Below are 23606 nucleotides of genomic sequence, written 5' to 3' on the forward strand. Positions count from 1 at the left end.
CCGAATTCACCTTCTCCTGTTTAAAACAAATCCGGATACAAGGCTTCCAGCGCTTCATCCAGTAGAATCCCAAGCGAACGGGTGCCACGGCCGTCACCCCAGATCGGGGAACGGACTTCAATCACGTTCTGTTCCTGAACGGCTTTCAGCTTACTCCATAAAGGCAGCTCCTGCATTTGCTCGGACAAAGCTTTTGTACCCGGGCTGTACGAATAGCTTTCTACAAAAATAACATCAGGGTTCTCTTCCAGCAGCTTTTCCAGTGAATACTGGATACTTCCTTCCCCATAAGGATCTTCCGACGGATCATTCACCTTGAACGGGTAATGGCTAACTTCCTTTAAAACGGAGCCCCCAAGACCGCTATCGGTTACTATTGAAAAATTGACATCCGTTCCGTACATAATCAGCGCTTTTTTATCCTTTGGCGCTTTCTGTTTCGCCTCCTCAAGCTTGCCTAAGAATCTCTCTGCTGCAGCCTTGGCTTCGTCTGTCCGTCCTGTAAGCCTTCCGATGTCCTCCAGAAGCTTAACGGAATCTGTATATGTTTTGGGTTGAGCCAGATACACAGGCACTGCACCTGCAAGCCCCTCACGCAAGGAATCGTGCACACCAAGCAATCCAATAACCAGATCAGGCTTAACTGTTATGATGTCCTCCAGATTAGGTTCGAAGAAGCTCCCGCCAATGGAAGGAATGGTTGTCCCATGCTCCCCGTAAAATTCCTCTGCGACAGCAATGGTGCGCACGCCGCTCTCTCCGATCGCCACCGGCTCCATTCCGAGCTCAGCCGCTATATCTACACAAAGGGATACCACACAGGCCACCTTCTCTACCTTCGATTGAAATTCAAGCTGTTCACCTGAGGCATCCATGATTTGCTGCGGTTCAAAAGACCCCTCCGGCGCTTCCGCCACAAGTGTCGCGGCTGGCTCCGATTGCTCGGACTGCTGAAGATTAGCCGTTTGATCCGTAGGGGACGAGCTGCATGCAGCCAGCAGAATACCGGTTAACAACATAGAGATTGATAGCAGGATTTTCGTATGCTTCATCGTTTAAATCTCCTTACCTATGGTTTATTCGTAATAATTACGTTTAAACTATATCAGAAACTTTACGATTTGAACACTTATGTTTTGCAGCACTAGTGAATGCTATAACTTTCAACAGGCCTGGCGGTTATTTTCACATCAACGGTTTAATAAATAGATAATGAAATGTTTTTTCCTAAAAGGGGGTTCTTACATGCTCAAATCGAGAAAACCGCTTATTTTTTCGCTTATTCTGTTAGCCGCAGTGGCTATTGCCATCATGTACTGGTTCATGCAGCGCTCCGACCGCGTGCAGGCAGAAGGACAATGGACCTTATCCTCCGGCGATGCAGGCTGTTATACAGGGTTAAGGTTTATGGAAAACCCTGCCGTCTCCGGTGGGGCTGTTTCCATAGAAGAAACCTCGGGTAATTCGATCCAGACGTCTTACGGCAGCTATGAATACGACGGGGACGATCAGCTTCTGATCCGCCTGACCAATCCTGAAGCTCCCGCCTTTCCTGTCACAATCGGCAGAAACGGGAATGAGCTCTCGGCAAAGTTTAAAATTAAAGATGAGGAAAGGGCCTGCTCCTATACGCTCACTGATTCGAAATAAGTAAAAGATGATGGCGCATAAATAAACCAATTCCGGCCGTTCCCGGCTCAAATTGGTTTATTTTTGCTTTTATCCCACCTTAACGTTCGGCACTCAGCTGCCACGCAACATCAACCTCTACCCCTGCACCAAGGATCAATTGAATATATTCCCCCTGCTCATTCTGTTCCACCTTGGCCTCACTCCCGTTAACCACAGCCTTTGTCCATGGAAGTCCGATCTTTAAGCGGATGATATTATCCTCCCGGAGAGAGTTCAGTGTCACGTGTACGGTTCCTGCGGGCAAATCCCAGGACAATGCCTTAACCTCGATCCACGTTCTTGCCATAAGTCCTTTGATGGAGCCGGTTTGCCAGCCGGAAGGCAAGGCCGGGAGAACCTCTATTTCTCCGGTATTCGAGAATAATAATGCTTCATTGACGGCTGCCACTGTGCCGAAGGAGGTATCCGAACAATAGCAGTTACATCTTCTGTTAGAATCATGATCTGTCATCAAGGAACCGTAGTATCCGGCAGCCCTCATCATCGGAAGCAGTGAGGAGAGCACGCCGTCACCATTTTTCAGCCTGGCTTGAACCAGCGCCTTATGCATCCAGCCATGCCCTGCGGTATCATCCCCGGTGTTATACTGGTCTCTGTTGGCAATCGCAGTCTTGGCAGCCCGGGCCAGCCCCGGATTGTTCTGCGTTTCATAGCCAGGCCATGCCGCATAGAGATGGCTCAAGTGCCGGTGGTTGTTATTCTCCGTATAATCATTCATAGCCCACTCGCGTAAGGCACCGTCCGAATCGTATTTATAATCCGGCAGCAGCTTAAGCAGTGACTCCCATCTGGCAACTGCGTGTTCATAGCCTTCCCTCTTGACTGCCTGCTCCATTGCGATAACCATGGATAGACCATCCCGCGCAGCTGAAATATCCATGGTGGCATTAGCTGTAATCGTGCTGTTGTAGCCGATGGGATGATTTTCGGGTGAATACGCCGGAATAATCAGGTATGTTTCACCCGGATTCAGCGCGGTTTTGCCGTGCTGGTGACAAGCATTGCCGTTAATATCCGTGTAGTATTCCGGCGTGCAGAGCTGCTCCCAGAAGTTAGCCTGCTTGGTCAGCAAGGGGAGCAGAAGATCCTCCGCAAGATTCAAATAGCCTTGTTCTATAAGCTGCTTGAATTCCTCATTATGCAGGCCTCCATCACGAACACCAAGAACCGGTTTCAGTTCATCGAACCGCATGTTATCGTTAATCGGAATCTGCTGATTGCCGTAACACTGCCAGTATTCATAGATAGGCAAAAGACACCAGCTGGCCCCTGCGTTCCAGTATTCAAACGGATAATCATTGTCATATTCCACGTGCATCCCGCGGTCGCCGTCAGAGTTAACGGATACTTGCAGCGCATCATGCATACCGTACGCCATCCGCGCATTATATTCGAAATCGGGAGTGTTTCTCAAGAAAAAAGTAATGTAACCTAGCTGCGCTTGTGTCAAATGGCCCGTGTTCATGGCAGCAACCTGCAAATTTACATTGGCATCAAGTGTATAGATCCCGCGCCACCCGGGATTCCATTCTCCCGTCCACATTCCATACAAGCGCGGTGCGCTTGCACCGCTGCAGCAGATCATGGCATATCTGCCCTGGTTATACACCTGCTCCATAAAAGCATGATTGACCCTTTGCGGATCTGATTGTTGCGCAAGAATTAAGGCAGGGTTATCAGCATTCCTATCCTGCTCGTCGCCTTCAATGCTGAAGCTTACTGCATTGAATTCTGCTGAATGCTTCTTCGAATGGGCAGCAAGAGCAGTGTCATAATCGAACCGGCCGTCCGGAGCCGAATATTTGTGCACAACTGCATTCACGTCTTGGAAGAGCTGGTCTATAATATCGTATTGTGTCATTGCGGAGAAATCTTCTATTCTGCCCATAGAATGCGTTCTGCTGGAGCGTGTAATGAGATATACGGCATCGGCATCCTTAACCTGAATTCCAGGGGTTGCTGTCCCGGACACGTTCATCGGTTCAAGGGCGCTGCCATCCAGCAGTACTTTTTCCTTAGTACCGTTTACTGCAACAACCCGGGTCAAGCCTGCGTATCCCCCATAGGCCAGCTCACTTCCCGGATAGGACGGGTAATGAACGACCTGCGCAAGATAATCCGCATTAGAGTCTGCAAGCTTTTTATATTGGAGCGCCTTCAAATCGTTAGGGCCAGCATATGCCCCGCTCAAAGCGGAAATATCATCTATAGAGAGGGTCAAGTGAAGCTTGGCCCCTGCAGAGGATGAAGTGAGCTTCGTAATTGAAACATTATCCTCCCGGGAAGTAAAAGATGTACGGACCCAGTCCCCATACTTATCGCTGTAGCGGACTCCTGTCTCTGCCGTTTCATAGTTCGTCCATCTCTCATAACCGGACCCCCCCCCTTTATTGAACATGTTAACTCTGAGCTGATGTCCCGGATGGTAGCTATAGTAAAAGGTTCTCTTTCTCGTCCCGCCGTCCTCGTCCGTAATCTTCCAGCCATCATTAAGGCTGAAGACGTTCCGCCGGGCATCCGGGAGCTGAGCGGTTAATTCGTCCGGAATAACCCGGGGGTCCTTGGAAGGATAATTAAACCACATATACTGAAAAATAAAACTGTCCGAGTACGGCGAGCCGGAGGTGATGTACCCGTTCTCCCCGTTTCCGCTGATCATGCCCTCCCGCCACGCATTACCGGGATGGACGGCAGGAACCTCTGTATACGTGTTAGCGTAATTCCCTTTCTGATACATGCGTCTTGTACCTGGTACTCTTGTCATTTCTGGACTCCTCCTGAACGGCTAAGGCTGAATGCAAAATAATTATATCAATGGGCGTTTAGTTTCGTTATCCTTAGAGATGACAAGGAAGCAGGAAAGGTGTCGCATTTTTACAGGAGGGAACGTCTGTGAGCAGGAAATTACCCAGCATCAACCTTGAAAATATGGATATCAAGCTGAACCTCGAAGGCATGGTGCTGAACGTACTGTATGTCAAGTTTGGCTATTTTTACAAACCGATGCCTGAGCACAGCCACAGTCAAAATAGCTATGAGCTTCATTATATTCCGGCCGGCCAGGGCATTCTGTATGCGCAGGGGAAACGTTATGCCATCACACCTGGCACGATCTATGTGACGGGACCGGATGTCGTTCACGAACAGCTCCCTCTCCCCGCGGATCCGATGGCGGAATATTGCATCTTTTTCGAGATTTTGCCAGGCAACTCCGTTCTCTCGCCAGTCAAACGAACCTTCGTGAAGGAGCCGGCTCTTCCAGAGCTGCTGATGTCCACGCCCTTCTGGATCGGGCAGGATAGCGGAAATATGCTGGAATTGTTTGAAATGCTTGCGGATGAGCTCTCTCTGGAGCAAGCCGGTGTTCATCATATGGCAACTAACCTTCTTGAGATGATTGTGATCCGGCTGATAAGACAATATAGTAAGAATCACGCGTCCACCCAATTCCTCCCGCTAAAGACCCTTGACGACAGCAGACTGCTAACGATTGAAAACAGCTTCCTGTACCACTATGATTCCATTACGCTGAAGCAGCTTGCTGACCAGCTCGGGCTAAGCACCAGACAGACGGAGCGGATGGTATACAAGCAATACTGCATGCCCTTTAAAGATAAGAAACTGCAGTCGCGAATGGGCGCCGCTTCACGTCTGCTGCTCACAACAGACACTTCGGTTAGCGGAATTTCAGCCCAAGTGGGGTACGCCACACCGGAACAATTCAGTAATGCGTTCAAAAAATATTTCGGAATGACGGCTACCGGGTATAGGATAAAGCGTTGAAAGCAATGCGCAAGGTTAGGGATTAACAGAGAGGGCAATCCTCTTTCAGTTAATATGGGAAGACGCCGGGCACGATTCCCAGCGTCTTTTTTCCCTTTTCTTACATTGAGTGATCTTAATAAATGAATTCAAATGTAACCTTTTCCCCTTCCCGTACATCTAATCAGCAGAAACGGTAATAACGAATGAATAACAAGACCTCATAGAGAATGGAGGCTGACGGTTGGATATCGGTCAAGAGGAGCAAGTCAGGCGTGCGCAATCTGATTTTACGTAAGCGTGCACAGAATAACATTATGATTGACCTTCCCCAGAGGCAATCGGTTTCCGCCAAAGTTGAAGCTCTCGACCTTCGCGAAGCCGTCTACCGGCTGGAGGAAGTGTCGCGGACGATCATTATCCTGCATTATTTTCAGGATCTGCCGCTGCAGCAGATTGCAGACATCCTGGAGTTGTCCGAGAGCGCAGTAAAGACAAGGCTGCACAGGGCAAGGAAAACGTTACATGGCTGGCTTGCAGACCCCGCAGAAAGAAAGGTGAACGCATGAGCAATCCGGAATTTGAGCTTGATCTGGAAGTTCTGAAAGAGCAGAGAATTGAAGAGATGCCGGAATCAGTACGCGCCCGCATGGAGCAAACCTATCAAATGCTGAGCAGCGTGCCCCCGAAGCCTGTCCCTGTCCAGAAAAAAAGCCGCTGGCTGCGGAAGGTTATAATTACAGCGGCAAGTGTGGCGGCTGCAGGCATACTTTTCATCAGCTTGGCATTCATTTCACCTGCAATGGCAGAAACCTTGAAGCAGCTTCCCTTTGTAGACAGTGTATTCCGGTTGGCGGGAGACCTCGGGCTGCAACACGCGAATGAAAAAGGGATGACTGCCGCTGTTCACCAGACGGTTACCCATCAAGGAGTAACGCTTAGTGTATCCGAACTGATGTACGACGGGAGCCGTTTATCCCTGGTTTTAACCCGCAATATGCCGGAGAACGCGAACGAAACATTTTATGATCTTTGGAGGATCGAGCAAAGTCCGGAGGGGTTTGTGAACAACATGGACTTTTTTATCAACGGCGAACTGATAAATACCAGCTGGGGATTCTCCTCCGGCGGAGAGCAGGCCCCTGACTCCCTCATTGTCACCACCTTTGAATCGGTAGAGGTGCCTGACGAGTTCGATTTTTCCATGGTGGTCAGACTAGCAAAGCTTAACCAGGATTTCGAATTCAATATTCCGGTGAAAAAGAATACTGCGAACAGTATCGTGCTGACCCCGGCAGAAACGAAAACACACGATCAAATCCACATAAGAATCAAGCGAATCGAGCTTAGCGAAACGTCAACCCGTTTGGTTGTCGGGATTAAGGGAGAGCCCGGAGAAGACATTCAGGAGCTTTAGCAAAAAATTCCGGATAAATATAAAGTTTCAGGATTCCTTATCCTATACAACCATGTTTGAGCCGATGGAGACCACGCCGAACACGGTCACTGTAAAGCCGTATATCCGCTCCAGAGAGAATAAAATATATATTCCTGAGCTTGAGTTTATAGTGCCGGTACAATAGCAGACTGGCAAAGGTGGGCGCAAAGTCTCTTAGTACTGAGCAGCATTTCCGTCACTTGGAACGGTGTGGTAATATATAGAAAAGCGAGATCGTTCAAATTATAGGAGGCTCAGAATATTATGGTTACTGACCAAACCAATAAGCCTAGACCCTTTTTGTTAATGAAAAGTCCGGTGCAATTAAAATGGCAATTTGTCACTTCGGTGCTGATTGGAATAATTTACGCCTTTATAATCAGCACCGAAAGCACGGGTGGATTTATCAATAATATTTTACCAAGTGGTCATGGACCGGATTTACATCAATATCTCCCTGTGGTAGTTCCAGTGTTAATCTACTCGTACTTCATTCAAGAAAAACGAAAGAGCTTTCTTAAAAAAATCGCATACAGCTGTCTTCATATTTCTATTGCAATCGTAAGCTTTATTACTTCATTGATTCTTTTACTGATGTTTTAATGTTAAAAACAAATATTTTTTCATCCTGAGCCCTTGAAACGGGCTCTTTTTTTGTGCTTACCCCTCCGCTTTATCTCCAATTGTCTCTTGCATTCAGAAATCCCACCAACACAGCGGCAGGCTATGACGTCTTTCCCGGTCTGACTCCCCCAATAGGCTGGATTTCACATTGAACTTCCCCTTAACCAACCTAACGCAAATATATCCTTTAGTGTAATATAAACAACATGTATTCTGCCATAATTTTTATAATTTATATTGAATCTAGTATTTTATTTTTGCGAAAAGCCTGTAAGTATATTAATTTTTTAATATTAATTGACTAAATAGAATACCAGTGTTATATTCCCTAACATAATTTAAAAAACATACATATGGAAAAGGAGATTACCCAAATGAGTAAGTTGAAACGTCTACGTAAAACTAAAAGCAATCATTTTGATTCTACCCGGTCCGGATATTCTCCCGAAAAAAAGAATTGGAGTAAAAAGCAAGTCATAGCTACTTCCATTGCGTTATCCGTAATAGCTTCCGGAGTCATTCCGCTTCAAACAGCCGATGCTTTAACTAGAGTCACTTCAGATAGCGGCACCGTATGGGAGATTCACGATGTATTTGCACCCAGTTTAGACACAGGAAGTTTACGCACAGTAGGAGCTACCCAAGTACAGGGCTTCGGTAATATTTTTGTAAAAGTGTCCTCTCCTTCAGCTTCACTGATGAATGGTCAAATGATGCGCGGGTTTGACCTGACATTCGATGGCGTTAATACTTTCACTTCAACTCAGTCTGTAAATCTGGGGAATGTAACTGTTACTAGAGCGGTGTACGTGGATACAAAAAATAATAGAACGAGATTCTTTGATACCTTCACTAATATTAATCCGGAAGCTGTAAACGTCGATGTATCTTTCGGCGGCTCTTTGGGTTATGGCACATCGGCAAATGCTTCAGTAGTAAAGGCAACCTACTCCAATGATCTAGAGGTAACTACAGATGATTCATGGATTGTTGTAGACAGCAGTGCCAGAAACAATAAACCATTTGGTATTGCGGTTGGATCTCCATATCCATTTAATAATGGACTGACCGGTCTGGGTAATCAGCAAAAGGATCCATTCACAACCCCATTAGCTAAGTCTGGAAATGATGCGAATTTCTACGGGTTCATTAATACCTTAAATATTGGACCGGGCGAGTCGAAATCTTTGGTACATTATGTACAGGTTGGAGAAGCTGGTGAAGAAGGGCTGAACAATCTGGTTACCGTGCTGAATGGACTTCATAGCCAGCTGGATGTATCCGGATTAACCAACGCACAAATCCGTTCCATCAGTAACTGGGATATATCCGGTATAGAGGGACTTGATACTGGAGATAGCCTGGTTATTCCAAATGCTCCTGCAGCCAAAGCATTAGTAACTTCCTCCCCATATGATGTGACGAATAAATCAATAGCAGAAATGCAGCAGGATATGATTAATGGTAAAACGACTTCTGTCCAGATTACGCAAGCGTATTTAGATAGAATTACGGCTTACGATGAAGGTCAAATGGGATTGCATTCCTTCCTGCATGTATCTGAAACGGCCCTTACCCAGGCCAAAGCTGCTGACGATGCCCGGGCACAAGGCGCAAAAGGAGATCTGCTAGGTATTCCAATTGCCATTAAAGATATATATGATACAAAAGATATGCCGACTACAGGCGGTACAAAAGCCCTCGAAGGCTGGAAACCAGATTCTGATGCCTTCCAGGTTGCTAAACTAAGAGAAGCTGGAGCTGTTATTATTGGCAAGACCAATACCTCCGAGTTCGCCAATAGCGGAAGCTTTAGTGAAAGCGGCTGGATGCAAACCTGGAATGCGCTGTATCCATCCAAAACATCGTTTGGCTCCAGTGGAGGATCGGCCGTGTCTGTCGCAGCTGATTTCGCAGCGGCAGCAATGGGATCACAAACAGGGGTATCTCTTTATGCGCCTTCTACAGGTTCAAGCTTAACTAACTTCCGCGGTACAGACGGTATAGCAAGTGTCACTGGTGTAATGCCGCTCACCTGGGGACAGGATTATGCAGGTCCCATTGCCAAAACAGTAACGGACCTGGCTATTATTCTAAATGCTACAACGGGTACAGATCCAAACGATATCTTTACAGTGACTGCCGATGCTGATAATAAACGTCCTTCTGACTGGAAGGAAGCTCTGGATTCAGATGCATTGCAAGGCAAGAAAATCGGATATATTCCTGCATCCTTTGTCTCTACATTTGCTGATGATGATACCGGACAAGCCGTAATGGATAAGTTCTCAGAGCTTCAAGCAGCGGGTGCGACAATGGTTGAAATGTCAGCGATACCATCAGCTCCGAGCCGTCCTTCTGGCATTAATGGATCTACTGAAGGCTGGGCACGCTATATTGAGCTTCATACGGACTTCCCTTACATTGATGGAGCAAGTGTACTGGCTTCAGATAAGGTGCTTATTTATAATCAAAGGGCGTATAATACTCCAACCCGTATGACTGAACAGGCTGTTCAAGATTATATCAAATACAGAACGGACTATAAGGAAGTTATCAGACAGTGGATGGACGATAATAAAGTGGATGCTGTTGTATACGCAGGATTTATCAGTGACGTATATAACAATGACGCAGCGGCTTCCCAATTAAGCTCTGACCGTGGAACAGGCGTACTGACGTCTACTGTCGGATTGCCTACGGTAGTAGTTCCTGTAGGCACAAATGACAGCGGATATTCTATCTCTATGCAGCTTGTTGGCAGAGCATGGGATGATGCGGAAATTCTCGGCATGGGTTATGCCCTTGAGCAGCAGAGTAAAGCCAGAATACTTACAACCTTTGCTCCGGCACTTAAATACGTTTCAAATTCTACTAATCCCGTAGATAATGGAACAAACACCCCGGCTCCAGGTACTGGAGCAGGCACAGTGACTCCTCCAGCAACAACAACGCCTATAGAAACACCAGCACCTCAGCCGGAAATTGTTAGTTTTGCCGATACACTGAATCACTGGGCACGAGCAGGTATTGACACGCTTATTGCCAAGGGATTACTAACGGGTTATGCCGATGGTACCTTCCGTCCAAATGCAGGTTTGACCCGCGCGGAAGCCATTAAGGTCATTGCAACTCAGATGGGACTTGAAGGACAAGCAAGTAGCTTTACGGATGTACCTTCAACGCATTGGGCGAATTCCTTTATCGGTGCAGCTGCCGGATCAGGCTTGATGAACGGATATAGTGATGGAAGCTTCCGTCCAGACCAGAAGATTAGCCGTAGTGAATTAGCGGCGCTGATAACCAGAGCTTTTAAATTAACCGGTACAGGTAATGTATCCTTCACAGATGTTAACAGAAATGCCTGGTACTATGATTCCGTTGCTGCACTCGCATCCAATAATATTATTACAGGCTACGCAGACAACACCTTTAAGCCTGAAAAAGATATTACCAGAGCAGAGTTTGCAACAATCGTATCCAGATTACTGGAGACTGTGAATTAAACCAGATGCAGCCTTATTTACAGGAAGGGCCATCCCAAAAGGGATGGCCCTTCCTGCGGTTGCAGATAGGTTACACAGCTAATCGTTCAAGCCCGCAGCTTCCCTTAAAATCGAATAACAACCGTCCCTTTAGGATGAGCTGCAGCGACAACATTCAGTGCTTCGTTAATATCCTCAATGTGGAATTCTGTCGGGTCCACCGCGGGTACAATCCCGTTATGTTTATATAATCTGGCGAAAGGGAACGATCTGATGTCTATTTGTGATTTTCAAGTAAACACAATCAGTGGTAAGACTATAGAATTGTCAACATCCCAAGGGAAAGCACTCCTTATTGTCAACACTGCCAGTATGTGCAGCTATTACAAAGTTTTTGATCGGCCGGAACGGACGAATACTTAACAGATACGAAACAACGACAGAACCATTTGAAATACAGTCAGCCATTGAATCCTTGCTTTATCCCTTCTCGTGACATTAATTACATAATACAAAATTACCCAATGGTAATATTTTCAACATGGGGGTGTTGTACTTTGACTAATAATCAGCTGGTACCCGTTATTCTTGCTTTCCTCGCGGCTATTAGTTGTTGGGTTGGATTCATAAGTAAGCGTAAGAAAAAGTAGATTTTATTGTGGAGCGATTGAGGACGGGGGAGTTAACCTTCCACTCCTGAGGCGCTTGATCTATTTTTTCCATTCATAATCCGTGCTAGCTAATCTTTTATTAAAGGAATGAGAACATGCCGCAAATTATCGCATTAGAAATTAATAATAGACTTAGCTCTAATACTTTTCGTATATTATTGGATTACCTCCCAGTGGAGAAACAGGCTAAGATTCGTTCATTTCGGCGATACGAGGATGCATTAAGAACACTGTTTGGTGAATTGTTAGTTCGGACATCTGTAATGGAGATGTATCAACTTCCTAATAACCGCATCCAATTTAATTCCAATGGTTACGGCAAGCCATTTCTAGTACATCCTGAACCCTTTCATTTTAATATATCCCATTCCGGTCATTGGGTTGTACTCGCCATCGATTCGAACCCAATAGGCATTGATATTGAAAAAATTCAGCCTTTCGATCTTCCAACAGCAGAATACTTTTTCACAAAAAACGAGTATGCCGATCTAATCAGAAAACCATCAATTGAGCAATTATCATATTTTTATGACTTGTGGACCCTCAAAGAGAGCTATATCAAATATATCGGAAAAGGATTATCTCAAGATCTGAACTCGTTTAGTATCCATTGCGACAACGGTGTATTTAAACTAACCTCTCAGGAGGAGGCATCTTGTGTCTTTTTCAATCAATATGATATTGATCCGGATTACAAACTATCCTTATGTTCGTTATCTCAAAACCCACCTTCTATTGTATTGATAAAGTCATGTGATGAGCTTATAAAACAATTCTCAGCAAAAATATAATATATATCCATAGTCCAGGCTCATCTAATTAACTAACAAGCCAACATGGAGTGTTGAATTCGCTCTCGGTGATCTTCCTTAAAAAGGAACAGCCCCGTTAGAAAACGTTGCGTATTATATATTTAATTACCTGCATCTAAAGAAAAGGTGTCAATACTCTCCTCGCCAGGAGACAGTATCAACACCTTTTGCTTTGTTACTTACATATTTATCTGATCTTGTTCTACGCTTGTATTCATATTATTCAATCGTTGTCGTTTAGATTTCCGGAAGAAAAAAGCTTCATATATTACAGGTACGACTACCAAGGTCAGTAATGTTGATACCGCCAACCCGCCGACTACAACAACTGCCAAGCCTTTTGAAACGATACTGCCAAGCTCCGGCTTCGAAAAGAGCACCGGCAGAAGTGCAAATATGGTAGCCGCAGCCGTCATCAGGATTGGACGAAGTCTGACATTTCCTGCTTCGATTAGGGCCTCTCGAATGATCATTGTTTTTTCGTTCTGTTTCACCCGGTCCAGCAAAACAATTGCATTAGTAACTACAATTCCTATAAGCATCAATGCGCCTATCAAGGCAAACGTATCTACGGGTATTCTAGTAATAATCAGACCCAGTATTGAACCAACCGCTGCGAATGGCAACGAGAAAAGAATAACAAATGGCATTCTAAGATTCTTAAACATAATGACTAAAAGTAAATAAATAATGCCAATCGAAACGATCATAGCTGTGAATAAGTTATTGGTATCCACACTCTGCTGTGCCCCTGCTCCGCCTATATCCAAGGAGACTCCATCGGGCAGCTTAAGCGAGGAGGTTTCCAAGGCAATTTGATTGTTAATGGTACTTAATTTGCTTCCATCTACAGTAGCAGTGATACGAATGAAATCATGACTGTTCTTCCTAAGAATCGTAGATTGTTGCTCCGTTTTTTCAATTTTCGCAACTTCACTTAATGCAACCTCACCTGTTTTTCCAATCACTTTCAAATCTTGCAGACTGTCTCCGGTTTGTAATGGATTCGTTGTATCTAATAGAATCGGTGTCGCAACTCCATCCAGTATCATCGAACCGATTGGTATTTGATTCAACTGCATATTTAATTGCATTGCCAGGTTTGAAACATTCGTTGAGCCGGGATCCACATTAATACTGTAGATCGTTTTCTTCTCCGTCAGATTAGTGCTGATTTTTTGAATTCCTTCAATTGGGTTCAGTGCTTCAGTAACACTTTTAGCCGCTGCTTCCAAATCCTCCTGATGACTTCCTGAAAGATCAAGAACGATAGCATTATTGGCTGAACTCATTCCGCTTGATTCCGTATATTCGAAATCAGCATTTGGGTACTGATCTTTGAAGGTAATAATCTTGTCTATTAATTGGTCTGCATTCGCATCCTCTTTCAAGAAGATGGTAAATGCGATGGATGTCGGCGACTGAACAGATCCTAATTTCAGGTCCTCTTCACTAACACCTAAATGAATAAATTCATGCTTGGTTTCTGGTTGCTGCCTTACCAAATCTTCTAGTTGAAGTGCAGTTTGTTTGACGGTCTCATAAGGAGTATCGCTTGGAAGGGTCAGGTTAATATCAATCTGTGAGGTATCGTTATTATTTATCGTGCCTTTAGGTATAACCCCATAAGCTACGATAGAACCAATCAATAGAACAAAGGTTGCTGCAAGTGTGATAAATTTGTGATTCAAAGTCCATTTTAACACGGCCTGATACGATTTCACCTGCTTATGCTTCTTTGACTTGGCATTCTTCATGAAACTATGACCTAACAATGGGACTACCGTTATAGCAACAAATAATGAAGCCAACAAGGAATAGGTTACTGTCAGAGCAAAGGGCAGAACCATCGCAGACAAGCCTTTAACTAATCCAAGCGGCAAGAATACACAAACGGAGGTCAAAGTTGAAAGTGTAATAGCTCCTGCGACATCTTTGACTGAGTCTATAATAACGTCTTTGGTATAGCCTTCTATCTGTGATCTGCGGTATAGGTTTTCTATAACGACAATACTGTCATCAACTAATCGTCCGATTGCAACAGCAATACCTCCTATAGTGATTACGTTCAAACTTATGTCTGATAACGATAAGAGGAATAAAGTAATTGCCAGCGATAAAGGTATGCTGATAATTGTAATAAGTGTCATTCTCCAATTTCTTAAGAACAGAAAGATAATCAAGGTTGCGAACAAAGTACCCAGCAGCACCTCACGCATCATACTATTAACAGAACCTGTAATGAAAGAGTCGCTCGACCAAACAAGGGATGTCTCAATGTCGCCCTTATAATCCTCGTTCATTTTCTTGATTTCAGATGCTATATTTTTTCCAACCTCTACAGCATTCCCGCCTGCAACCTTATTCACTAAAAGAACAACACCATCTTGACCATTTAAATGAGTCATCGTCTTTGTATCTTTAGAAAGGCTAATCTTCGCAACATCGCTTAGTTTAACATCAGCCGCAACATTAAGTTCCCCGAGCGATTGTAGGTCATTTAAGTTGCCGACAACTTTAAGGGATACTGCTGTATTATCCACCACATGGCTGCCTAAGGACACGACTAGATTTTGGCCGCTTAACAGGCTCATTAGGCTTTCCATTGATATCTGATGTTTACTCAATTCATCTGGATCTACACGGATAATCACATTTTGCGTAACACCACCAGTATTTCGAATGCTTCCTACATCTGTGATCTTCTGTAATCGGGGGATGATTTCGTTATTAATTTTATCCATTCCTGTGGATGACATTTGATCTGATAATCCGATTCCCAGGATAGAAACCGGCATGCTGTCTGTACTCGGCTGATAAATATAAGGCTTGCTTACCCCTGCTGGAAGCTGCAGCCCATTCACAATTTTTTCTGTTTCGGCAACTGCTTCTTTCATCTTGATTCCGAGCTGGAACTTTATCGTGACCTGGGAGTAACCGTCCCCGGTAGTAGATATAACAGAGGATTGCCCCTTCACATTCGCTACCGCTCTCTCTATCGGTTCTGTTGCAGATACCAGCATCGAATTTGAATCCATGGATTGTCCTACTGTTGTGATGCTGATTGTAGATACTTCCATAGAAGGTTGTAATTCCCTTGGCATTTTAGAGTAACTGAAAATGCCGACAAGCAAACTTAAAAAAACGATAACCAGAATTGCTGCTTTGTTCGCCATAGCCCATTTCGTGATTCTGTGCATCCTTTTAGCTCCTTAAAGTAGAATTAATTTAATTTTTACCAAATTATGTATCAACAATTGTATTATATACCATAATACACTTAAGTCAATGATAACTTTTTATTCAAAATACTGTAAATGCATTGACTTGTTTGTATTAACATATATAATACAATTCATGAGGAGTCATAAAGTCAGTGAGGGGGATGTGAAATGGATATTATTCAAGTAGGCGACCTCACGTTCCAGTTGGATTACAGCAAGCCTTTGTATGAGCAGATCATCAGCCAATTTCGATTTGACATTGCACAGGGGAATATCCCATTGGGTACAAGAACACTTTCAGTCCGTGATCTAGCTAAAGAGCTAAAAGTTAACCCCAATACAGTCATGCGGGCTTATCAGGAATTGGAGCGGGATAATCTTTTCGAAACTCGAAGAGGGCACGGAACTTTTGTAACCTCATCCCAGAAGAAAGTGGATGAACTTCAACGATCCCTGGCAACTCAGGCTGTTAGCAGCTTTGTTACGTCCATAAAGAGCATAGGATTTACGAAAGACTCTGCTATAACATTGATTGAGGAGGCTGAGTGGAATTGATAACTCATGGGCCTAATTCATTAGTCACTAATTCAGATGCTGTTGTATGTAAGGAGCTGGTTAAGCGTTATAAGCAAAAGCTTGTTCTTAATCAATTTACAGCTTCATTCCCTGCCGGTAAGATAACTGGTCTTCTTGGGCAGAATGGAGCAGGCAAGTCCACATTACTCAAGATTATTGCAGGATTAACCCAACCTGATCTTGGAGAGGCCCGAATTTTCGGTAAAAAAATCCATTGGAAACAAAATCATGACATTACTATTTTGTCTGATCGAACCAAATGGTATGAGCATCACACTGTATTGGAAGCTATAAAGTTTTCCAAGGTTTTGTTTCCTTCCTTCGATTTAGAAAAAGCTTTGGAACTAATCCAGTTCATGGAATTGGATGCCGATCAAAAAGTACATACACTATCCAGAGGACAGGAATCACGTCTGTATCTTGTGCTATGCCTTGCACGAAATACAAAAATTGTGCTATTGGATGAACCATTCTCAGGTATTGATCTCGTGTCTAAAGAACAAATCATTCAGGTCATTATCGACTATATGGTTGAATCTTCTTCCACTCTTATTATTAGTACACATGAAATTCACGAAACAGAAGGATTATTCGATCACGCTGTTTTTATCCGCAATGGGGCTAACGTATTGTCAGGGGATGTAGAATACTTGCGTGCTACACAGGGATCAATCGAAACTATATATAGGGGGATTTATCGATGAGTTCTTTTTGGAGCCTTGTGCAAAATGACCGTTTATTGGGTGATAAATCAAATCGAAAACCGGCATATTTATGGATTTCCGCTCTTCTGCTGCTCCTTTTTTTCACATGGTATACCGTAGTCCTTCTCTATGGAACAGCAATTGCTCCTCTTAACTTGCTAAAGATCACTCCTTTGTTTATATTCGTATTTGCCGGAGTTTCAATAAGGTTATCCATTAAAGAATGGCGGAAACAAACAATCAGCTGGTGGCTAATGTTGCCGTTTCCCCGATATTATTTATTATGTGCAAAAGCACTTTCCGCATTGATCATTTGTTTCAAAATACTCTTATTATGCTACGCAATCACACTTGCAACTGGCCTTGAAAGCTATTGGCTCAGCCCTGAATTATTTAATAACCGCCACTCCTTAGGGAATTACTTTTATGAAGTTAATATGAACTACTTTGGATATCTAATATTAAGTCCTTTAATCATCTCAATTACCATCACTTTGGTAATGTTATTCAAATCCAGATTGAGATTTTTTGTTCTGTTGATCATTATGCTTGCCTCACCTTTACTTAGCTTGGTGTTTTCAGATCACAATATCATTTCAAAGAATCCCAACTTATCCTTTAAATTATCCTTTCAGCTGCCAGAGTATATATCTTCTGATTATCTATCTTCATATCTACCAATCACTTTACTTGTATCCCTGCTGGTTTCGGCAATGTTACTGTTTGTATCTTCCTTAATATTAGAGAAAAAAATACAAATCTAAACCACTTTTTATTCTCTTATTGTGGAATTCCCTTGCGATTCAATGCGAAAGAGGTTCATCTCTCAGAAGCTTTTACACACTGTAATCGCAGGGTTTTCCTTATTTTAACTTTCCCGTTAAATCGCTAATACCAAGAGCCCTTGATAATTATTCAAGATTCCCCTCACACGTTCTGCAATGCATCATTAACAATATCAACAACATACAACATGCTGTCTTCAATAATAAAGAAATGTCCACCCATTACTTTTTTGATATTACATTTCTTCTCCGCATGAAACCGCCATTCATTTATATCAAAATTCATAACACTTCGATCGTTAGTCCCATTTATCACAGTGAGGTCACAAGCAATTTTTTCTTTTTTCTCCTGGTATTTATACGTCTCTGTAATTTTGAAATCAGCTCTTAAAATTGGCAAGAAAAGTTGAAGCAGCTCTTGATTCTGGACAACCTCCTCTGAAGTACCCCCATATTCTAATACAACTTGTAGAAATTGTTCATCCGACGCGTCATGGCAAATAGGCCTATCGGATTTATGAGAGCTCTGAGGTGCCTCTCTTCCGCTAAAAAACATATGTTTGGGCGCATGACACCCTTTTTCCATTAACTTGTAATATGTTTCAAAAGCAAGTAAGGATCCCATGCTATGTCCATATATAGCGTAACTTTCGTTTGATTCCAGCTGATTTATAATTGAGGAAGCCAGATCTTCAGTTACATCCCCAAACTGTTGGGGAAGCGGTTCACAAATTCGCTTTCCTCTCCCGGCAATTTCTACTGGGCACAATTCAATATGATTGGATAGGAACTTTCTCCACTTCCAATATACTTCGGATGTTCCCCCTGCGTAGGGGATACAAAATAATTTGATCGGTTTCATTTCATCCCGCCTTGTGTACTCTATTTCGGTAGATATATTACACTACGGCCGTCGCCCCTCATCAACAACGGAAAGAGAGTCTTATTGATGAGGGGAAAAGAAGCACAGCCATAAATTACCCAGAAGCCCAATCAATTGTCTATATCAGGCAAAACAACTCCAACTATTGCATCAATGTAATAGTATCCGCCTTCCCCGCAGCTCTTTTCTTATCAATAAATGCCGCAAGCTCTTCTACTGTTGGATAAGTGAAAATATCCGAGATGTCAACCATTCCAGGATAGATGGAACCTAATTCTTTCATCAGCTGCATAGCATGAATGGAATCGCCACCAATAGAATTGAAATTTTCATAAATATCAATTTCATCTAAATCAAGTGTAATTGCATAGATGTAGGCCACATTTTTTTCCGCTTCAGTGTACTCCTTACCTTTTCCAAGAATCAATAAGTCTTCTGGATTCAGCAGTTTTTTTACTTCCTTACTTCCTGTATCCTTGTTCTTTCTCTTATAACGTGCAACTTTCTTCTGTAAATCTTCAGATAGTCTGAAAGGCAGATTGTCTTCACCGATTTGCCCGAGCATATCAAGATTGATCTGGCCCGGAACCACATTACTTAACTTGGAATTCATGACATTGTCCAGAGCACTAATCGCCACATGGGTATCCAGCGATTTAAACATAGTTAAAGAATCAGCCACTTGAAAGTCGACCGCCATACCGGTTTCACTCCAACCAGGCCAGTTAATTGTCTGAGCTGCCAACCCTTTTTTCGAAAGATACGATGCGTATGCATCAAGAAATGCATTGGCTGCTGTGTAATCCCCTTGACCGAGCCCGCCGAACAAACTTTGCATCGAGGAGAACAGAATGAAGAAATCAAGTTCCTGATCTCTTGTCAATTCATCGATAATGACAGTGCCAAAGACCTTCGGAGTAAGGACACTATTGAAATTGTCCATGTCTTTGCGGAATAAAAAGCCATCTCCGGCAACGCCGGCACAATGCACGACCCCATTGATCCGGCCATACACCGTCTTTAATTCTTCAACGATAGTATTCATTTGATCAGCATCACATACATCTGTATACCGTAGAATAACGTTGCATCCTTTGCTTTCAAGACGCTGAATGCCGCGGATTAAACTGCATGCTTTTTTGTCTTCATCTTTATCTAACACAGCTTGCCATTCGGAACGTTCCTGCAGCTTTCTCCGGCCTAATAAACAGATATTGCATGGTCCCGAATCTCCCAAAAGCAATGCAGTTTCTAAGCCGAGACCGCCCGTCCCTCCAGTGATCAGATAGATTCCTTCATTCCTGATTTTAACTTCCTTAATATCATCAGGCTGAACATCTATAGTAACTAGCATTTCGGTATAGCGTACATTGTTGCGGTAAGCGACACGGAAGGCTTGCTTATCTATGCGAAGCGCTTCATTTATTACTGTGTCAATACTAGTGAGATAATCGATGTCGATACATTTGTATGTGTATAATGGGCATTCCGCTTGAGTCGCTTTGGCCAGAGCTAAAAATGATGCGTTAGCAGGTTTGATATAGGCTTCTTCGTTGTCAATGGCATGAGCATTTTCAGTCAGTAAGACAAAATTCACATTGTTATTTTTCATGTTCAAAAAGCTTCTTGTCAGGTAGGCCAGGGAGTACAAGCCTTCATTTAATGCTACAGGATACTGTCCAAGGGCAAAATCCGTTTGGTTAAAATTAATAGTACTCAAATGATAGACCGTTGAGATTTTCTCCGGACCAATTGATTCCAGAAGCTTCAAATAATCTTCTTCCGATGAACCTACGGTGTAGTGTGACGAATCAAGCTTTACGAAAGCCTCACCAATGGATACAAAATACAGTTGGTTATCCAATGTCTGGAGTCTACCTGCTAGATTACTTGACAACCCGGATTGATCCGTAAAGATCAGGATACCACCATCGGGAATCAAGCTCTCACTCTTATCCGCCGCTTGCGGAGTCCATCTTAACCCATAAAAAGAATTATTTACATACTCATGGATATTATTGATCTTCTTGAGTGAAGTTTCTTCTATTTCGGCAATAATGTTTCCTTCCATATCCGCAAGCACCACATTAAAGCTCATGATTTCGGAATCATTACCTTTGGGAATTCTTCTGATTCTGCTGTAAAAGTGCCCCGGCAGCTTTTTATAGAACTTCAGGCCCTTATAGGAGAATGGCAAGAAGTGTTCTTCACCTTGATAAAGCAGCATGGTGGCCATATTGACGGCTGTATCCATCAAACCGGGATGGCAGGCATACTCTTCCAAATCCTTTGATAACTTATCTGGAATTTTAACTTCCGTATAGATGGTTAAGCCTTCCTCATCCTTAGTCTGATAGAAATGCTGTACACAGTTCCATCTTTCCCCAAAAGCGTTCATTGCGTTCTCTTCCAGCGTTGTCGTTAACGGAAGCACAGTCACCTCAGGATCAGTCACAATGGCGTTAAATTCAGCTGTTTTTTCGACGGTATCGTTATGAAAATACGCATTGCCTCTTGCATGTTCAATCCAAGTGTCACCATTTGCATTCGCATGTCTAGAAACAACAGAGAAGCTTGCATCGCCCTCTTCCTTAGTAATAACGATATGAGTTTCCAGGTCCTCATCTTCAGCAGAAGCTACCAACGGAGAAAGGAATACAATGTTTTTAATCACAACGTTCTCGTTGTCATAGCACTGCCGGAATGATTCTTTAATAACCTCAATGTACGCTGTGCCGGGAAGTATATTACCGCCCATAATTTTATGGTCCTGCAATACCCAATGCTTCTTAAGATTAAAGTTCATCAGATATATGTTTTGTCTCATGGAGTCGACAAGACATCTCTCAACCAGGGGATGGAGTGCCTGACTGTTCGCTGGAGCATCCTCGCTTACAATTTTTGTGATTTTGACATCGCCCCAGTAATGAGTTCTATCAAATGGATAGGTCGGTAGCGGAATACGACTATAAAGCCCCTGAGCGTATACCTGGGTCCAGTCTACGTTAGCCCCCTTAACATACAAAGCGCATAAATCTAAAAGCATTGAGCAATAGTCTCCGTCCTCTTCACGATCCTTCAACGTATCCGCAATTTTCTGGGCTTGTGATTTGATGTGGCGAAGCTCGCTTTCAGTAATTTCTCCTTCCTGCTTATGCTGGCGTTTGTCGGATACAACGTGATTCTTGTTATAAAAGATCTGTTTGTCTTCAATGGATTTCAATCCGCTTTGACTAAGCAATGCAATCTTTTCCTTCAATTGCTCCAGACTATTAATAACCATAGCCACACGATATCCGTAATCTCCCCGTCCCGTATTGGCTGTAAAACAAAGATTATCAATATTTAACTGTGTTTTATTCTCCAAGTATTTATTGTAGTTCTTGATGATATTAAGCATGGCCGTCTCTGTTTTCGCAGATAGCGTCAGAATATTATTTCTGGATATGCCTGTTTTCGTGTCCTGTCCTGCTTGATATTCCTCAACAACCATATGACAGTTTGTCCCACTGAAACCATAAGAGCTAACACCTGCACGAAGCGGCTGCTCATTATCTTCCCAATGTGTGACTTTATCGACTACAAAAATCGGCGAATCCATAAAATTAATATGCGGATTTGGCTCTTCGAAATGCAGGCTCGGCGGTAACGTATGCTGATTCATTGATAACAATACTTTTAACAGGTTTGCAGGCCCGGAAGCTCCGACCGTATGTCCGATACTTGTCTTGACAGAACCAATGCCGCAGAATTGTTTTCTATCCGTGTATTTTGAAAAAGCATTTGAAAGACTGAGGATTTCAATCGGATCACCCAATTGTGTAGCCGTCCCATGTGCTTCTACATAACTAATAGATTCGGGCGCAACTTTAGCCCGTTTCCACGCATCAATGATCACTTCCTCTTGCGCCAGCGGGTTCGGAGCGGTCAGACCATTAGAAGCACCGTCATTGTTAATCGCACTGCCTTTGATAATACCGTAAATATGGTCACGATCTTTCACCGCTTTTGTGAGCGACTTTAGTACAAATACGACAACACCTTCACCAAACACAGTACCGCTGGACTTTTTGTCAAAGGAACGTACCCGGTTATCATTTGATGAGACAGCCTGCATAACGCCATTAGCCTCTTCTTCTGCCTTTTCCGTTTCACTAACCGATTTAGCACCCTTTGAGCCAATAGAAATCCCACCGGCAAGTGCCATTTCACATTCCTGATTTCGAATTGAATTGCAAGCCTCATGTAATGCAACTAATCCAGAGGAGCAAGCTGTATCAAGTACCATTGCTGGCCCCTTCAGATTGAATATGTAGTTGATCCGGCTGGCAAGAATGCCGCTCCAGATTCCACTCAGTGTCATTTGATCCCATTCAGTAATGTACTTATATTCAGTTGTAGTTGTACTATCCTTGCCGACAAAAACACCTGTTTTGGTATTTTTAATATTCTCCGCCCCATAACCGGCATCTTCAATCGCACTCCATGCGACTTCCATGAAAACCCGCTGTTCTGGATCTATACATTTCGCTTCTCTCGGAGGGATACCGAAGAAGTTTGCATCAAATTTATCCATATCTTCAACAAACAACCCTAAGAAATCTTCCAAATTCTCATGGTCGTCGGTGATTTGGTTCATCCCGACAAATTCCGCATAATGTTTATTTTTAAATACTTTTTCGTAGATCAGCTTGTCTGCCGGCTTGGGGCTCAAACAGGTTCTTCCGTTCAGTAAATTGTCCCAGAATTCTTCTGGATTATTCGCCATGGGAAGTCTGCAAGCTGTACCGATAATAGCAATTTCCTGCGTACTCTCCGTCTCTTTATTCTGCAATTCACTTAATAATTGTACCGCTTCCTGCTGCGATAAAATTTGTTTGCCTAGTTGGTCTAAAATAAACCGTTTTACATTATTCAACTTATTCACTCCTTTGAGATAGTTAATGTCAA

Annotated in this window: 15 protein-coding genes; 10 read left to right on the plus strand and 5 right to left on the minus strand. The window is 43.4% G+C overall.

The window, feature by feature from the left end:
- Positions 1–20: 20 nt before the first annotated feature.
- Entirely contained in the window at positions 21–1052 is a 1032-nt protein-coding gene (locus BN3772_RS11495; RefSeq protein WP_042199529.1) for an ABC transporter substrate-binding protein, read from the minus strand.
- A gap of 193 nt (positions 1053–1245) precedes the next feature.
- Between BN3772_RS11495 and BN3772_RS11500 the strand changes: the two genes are divergently transcribed.
- Complete coding sequence (locus BN3772_RS11500) at positions 1246–1650, plus strand: hypothetical protein (RefSeq protein WP_042199531.1); 405 nt, start codon at positions 1246–1248, stop codon at positions 1648–1650.
- Positions 1651–1729: 79 nt separating this feature from the next.
- On the opposite strand, the gene BN3772_RS11505 is transcribed toward BN3772_RS11500, so the two are convergent.
- Complete coding sequence (locus BN3772_RS11505) at positions 1730–4456, minus strand: glycosyl hydrolase family 95 catalytic domain-containing protein (RefSeq protein WP_042199532.1); 2727 nt, start codon at positions 4454–4456, stop codon at positions 1730–1732.
- Positions 4457–4584: 128 nt separating this feature from the next.
- Between BN3772_RS11505 and BN3772_RS11510 the strand changes: the two genes are divergently transcribed.
- The 6 genes from BN3772_RS11510 to BN3772_RS11540 all read left to right on the plus strand — a co-directional run bounded on the left by BN3772_RS11510 (position 4585) and on the right by BN3772_RS11540 (position 12463).
- Positions 4585–5475 (plus strand): AraC family transcriptional regulator, encoded by an 891-nt coding sequence (locus tag BN3772_RS11510; RefSeq protein ID WP_244444723.1) that lies wholly within the window; start codon positions 4585–4587, stop codon positions 5473–5475.
- A gap of 254 nt (positions 5476–5729) precedes the next feature.
- Positions 5730–6023 (plus strand): sigma-70 family RNA polymerase sigma factor, encoded by a 294-nt coding sequence (locus BN3772_RS11515; RefSeq protein ID WP_052380464.1) that lies wholly within the window; start codon positions 5730–5732, stop codon positions 6021–6023.
- Entirely contained in the window at positions 6020–6871 is an 852-nt protein-coding gene (locus BN3772_RS11520; protein ID WP_042199534.1) for a DUF4179 domain-containing protein, read from the plus strand. Before BN3772_RS11515 ends, BN3772_RS11520 begins: the two co-directional genes overlap by 4 nt.
- Positions 6872–7156: 285 nt before the next feature.
- Positions 7157–7495, plus strand: coding sequence for a hypothetical protein (locus BN3772_RS11525; protein ID WP_042199536.1), 339 nt, complete (start codon positions 7157–7159; stop codon positions 7493–7495).
- Positions 7496–7890: 395 nt separating this feature from the next.
- Positions 7891–11022 carry an amidase family protein gene (locus BN3772_RS11530; RefSeq protein ID WP_086074527.1) on the plus strand — a complete coding sequence of 1044 codons (3132 nt, stop codon included), beginning with the start codon at positions 7891–7893 and terminating at the stop codon, positions 11020–11022.
- A 745-nt stretch (positions 11023–11767) separates the two neighbouring features.
- Entirely contained in the window at positions 11768–12463 is a 696-nt protein-coding gene (locus BN3772_RS11540; protein WP_052380465.1) for a 4'-phosphopantetheinyl transferase family protein, read from the plus strand.
- 200 nt (positions 12464–12663) lie between these two features.
- Here the strand turns inward: BN3772_RS11540 and BN3772_RS11545 are convergent, their stop codons facing one another.
- The gene (locus BN3772_RS11545) at positions 12664–15684 is read right to left on the minus strand and encodes an efflux RND transporter permease subunit (protein WP_042199537.1); all 3021 of its coding nucleotides are present in this window, start codon (positions 15682–15684) and stop codon (positions 12664–12666) included.
- 192 nt (positions 15685–15876) lie between these two features.
- Between BN3772_RS11545 and BN3772_RS11550 the strand changes: the two genes are divergently transcribed.
- From BN3772_RS11550 to BN3772_RS11560, 3 genes are read left to right on the plus strand one after another with little or no spacing between them, the layout of a single operon-like run.
- Positions 15877–16263: a GntR family transcriptional regulator gene (locus BN3772_RS11550; RefSeq protein WP_042199538.1), complete on the plus strand. Its 387-nt coding sequence runs from the start codon at positions 15877–15879 to the stop codon at positions 16261–16263.
- Positions 16254–16988 (plus strand): ATP-binding cassette domain-containing protein, encoded by a 735-nt coding sequence (locus tag BN3772_RS11555; RefSeq protein WP_244444724.1) that lies wholly within the window; start codon positions 16254–16256, stop codon positions 16986–16988. Before BN3772_RS11550 ends, BN3772_RS11555 begins: the two co-directional genes overlap by 10 nt.
- The gene (locus BN3772_RS11560) at positions 16985–17752 is read left to right on the plus strand and encodes a hypothetical protein (protein WP_042199539.1); all 768 of its coding nucleotides are present in this window, start codon (positions 16985–16987) and stop codon (positions 17750–17752) included. Before BN3772_RS11555 ends, BN3772_RS11560 begins: the two co-directional genes overlap by 4 nt.
- A gap of 163 nt (positions 17753–17915) precedes the next feature.
- Here the strand turns inward: BN3772_RS11560 and BN3772_RS11565 are convergent, their stop codons facing one another.
- Positions 17916–18635 carry a thioesterase II family protein gene (locus BN3772_RS11565; protein ID WP_042199540.1) on the minus strand — a complete coding sequence of 240 codons (720 nt, stop codon included), beginning with the start codon at positions 18633–18635 and terminating at the stop codon, positions 17916–17918.
- A gap of 163 nt (positions 18636–18798) precedes the next feature.
- Positions 18799–23574, minus strand: coding sequence for an SDR family NAD(P)-dependent oxidoreductase (locus tag BN3772_RS11570; RefSeq protein ID WP_052380466.1), 4776 nt, complete (start codon positions 23572–23574; stop codon positions 18799–18801).
- Positions 23575–23606 lie beyond the last annotated feature (32 nt).

The organism is Paenibacillus camerounensis, from assembly GCF_000723885.1.
Taxonomy (GTDB): Bacteria; Bacillota; Bacilli; order Paenibacillales; family Paenibacillaceae; genus Paenibacillus_AQ; species Paenibacillus_AQ camerounensis.